Source organism: Thiolapillus sp., from assembly GCF_048562965.1.
Lineage (GTDB): Bacteria > Pseudomonadota > Gammaproteobacteria > Chromatiales > Chromatiaceae > Thiolapillus > Thiolapillus brandeum_A.
On sequence record NZ_JBHNMF010000649.1, the window covers coordinates 1 to 1707 of the forward strand.

The following is a 1707-nucleotide window of genomic DNA, read 5'->3' on the forward strand; positions in this document are numbered from 1 at the left end:
TCCAGAAGTTTGTGTTGATTTCTCTTCTGAGAAGGCCGCGCCTTGCATGCCTTTCTTTAAATTTTCAAATGAAGGCATGCAAGGCATGCGGCAACGCTATGATCCTTGCTATGTCAACTATTTTTTGAGATTTTTAGTGGTTTTTCTCCTCTGAAACTCTAAACTCTAGTTTTTGATTCATCTGGCGATAATTTCGGGGTGAACTGCCTTTCCAGTGTTTGAACGCGCGGGAAAAGGAGCTCAGTTCAGAGAAGCCCAGCAGGAATGAAATCTCATTCAGTGACAGGTTACTGTCCCGGATGTAATTGTCAGCCAGGTCGATGCGCACTTCGGTCAGTAGTTTCTTGAAAGTTGTGCCGGCTTCCTGCAGCAGCCGCTGCAGCGTGCGTTCAGTCAGAAACAGCCTTTCAGCCACGATAGCATCGGAAATGTTGCCCGAGGGCAGTTCCTCTGTGATTGCCAGTTTTACCCGTTCGATGATGTTGTCTTCATGAAGCTTGGCAATGTATTCCTGCATGAACTGATCGTGGAGCTTAGACAGTTGTACATTGGAACATGAGCGGGGTGCATCCGCTTCTTCGGATGTGATCGTGAAACGGTTGGCAGGTGCATTGAAGACCAGCGGGCTTTGGAACAGTGCGTAGTAAGGCCCGGTATCTTCGGGCTCATCAAAGATGAAAGACACGGTTTTGGGATGAAAGTCGGCACCTGCATTGGCGCGAACCATGACCATCAGGGTAGCCAGCGCCCCGTCGATGCGGAATTTCTGTGACAGCTCTTCCTGCACGAACTTGAACTGCAACGATACTTCATCGTTGTCTTCCGTCACCTCCAGTTGCACGGCGTCGCTGACAACTTTGACGAAACGGGCATAGCGTTTGAATGCCGCCCGCAGGGTGTCACTCGTCAGCCAGGCGTAACCCAGAGCGCCCATTTGAGAAGGATGCCAGAACTGGGCTGCCTTGAGTCCGAAGTTCGGGTTGTCGATCAGTTCAGCGACATGAGCATAGAAAGCGTTCACCTGCTCCATGCGAAAACGTGCATTGGGATCGCTGACCAGCTGGGGATTAATGCCATGCTCCTTCATCAGTGATTCGGTATCCAGATCATAGGATCTGGCGACCTGAACCATGAGGTCCAGCATGGGGGAATAGAGGCTCAGAGGCATGAAGATTATGCGCTACATCAAAAGGTTACCGTAAGATCGCACAATACCCCATGTGCGTCAAGTTATTGGCGCGTTTTGTAAATGGCAATGCCTTCAATGATTGCTAGACTCACTGCAATTCAAACAGCCGGAGGCAAAATCATGTGCAGGATCAAAGTTGAAAACAGCCCCAGTTTCGAGCTGGAATGTGATGAAGCCACGGAGGAAACCGATCGCTGCCAGCCATGGAGAGCGAAGCGAAGGCTGGTAGACCCCAGTAGCCGCGAGGCCGCACTGTTTTCCCGGCGTGCCTTGCGCCAGAGGGAAAACAAAGTAGGCCTCCGAACGCGGCGTCCAGTCATTGGGAGCCAAGTACGGAGCAGCAACGAGCTTGCGAAGTTGTTGCGTAGTGCTTGGTGACCAGGACGGCTGGGGCACAAATAGGTTGTCAAAGGCCGAGTCGATTTTGGGGACTGGGATGTCCCAAAATCTATCACGAGGCCGAAGACACGCTTGCAGCCGCCCTCAGAAATGGAACGCGCGCTGCTCGAGGAGGTGGA

General features: G+C 52.0%; 2 protein-coding genes. Both read right to left on the bottom strand.

Annotated elements, in window-relative coordinates:
- Positions 1-133: 133 nt before the first annotated feature.
- The gene (locus ACOCD2_RS18795) at positions 134-1168 is read right to left on the bottom strand and encodes an AraC family transcriptional regulator (RefSeq protein WP_293650208.1); all 1035 of its coding nucleotides are present in this window, start codon (positions 1166-1168) and stop codon (positions 134-136) included.
- A gap of 119 nt (positions 1169-1287) precedes the next feature.
- Positions 1288-1644 (bottom strand): hypothetical protein, encoded by a 357-nt coding sequence (locus ACOCD2_RS18800; protein ID WP_419625896.1) that lies wholly within the window; start codon positions 1642-1644, stop codon positions 1288-1290.
- Between the last annotated feature and the right edge of the window lie 63 nt (positions 1645-1707).

What these genes read in the sequence shown, in the direction of transcription:
- ACOCD2_RS18795 (WP_293650208.1), bottom strand. Translation starts at nt 1,168, where the DNA reads ATGCCTCTGAGCCTCTATTCCCCCATGCTGGACCTCATGGTTCAGGTC.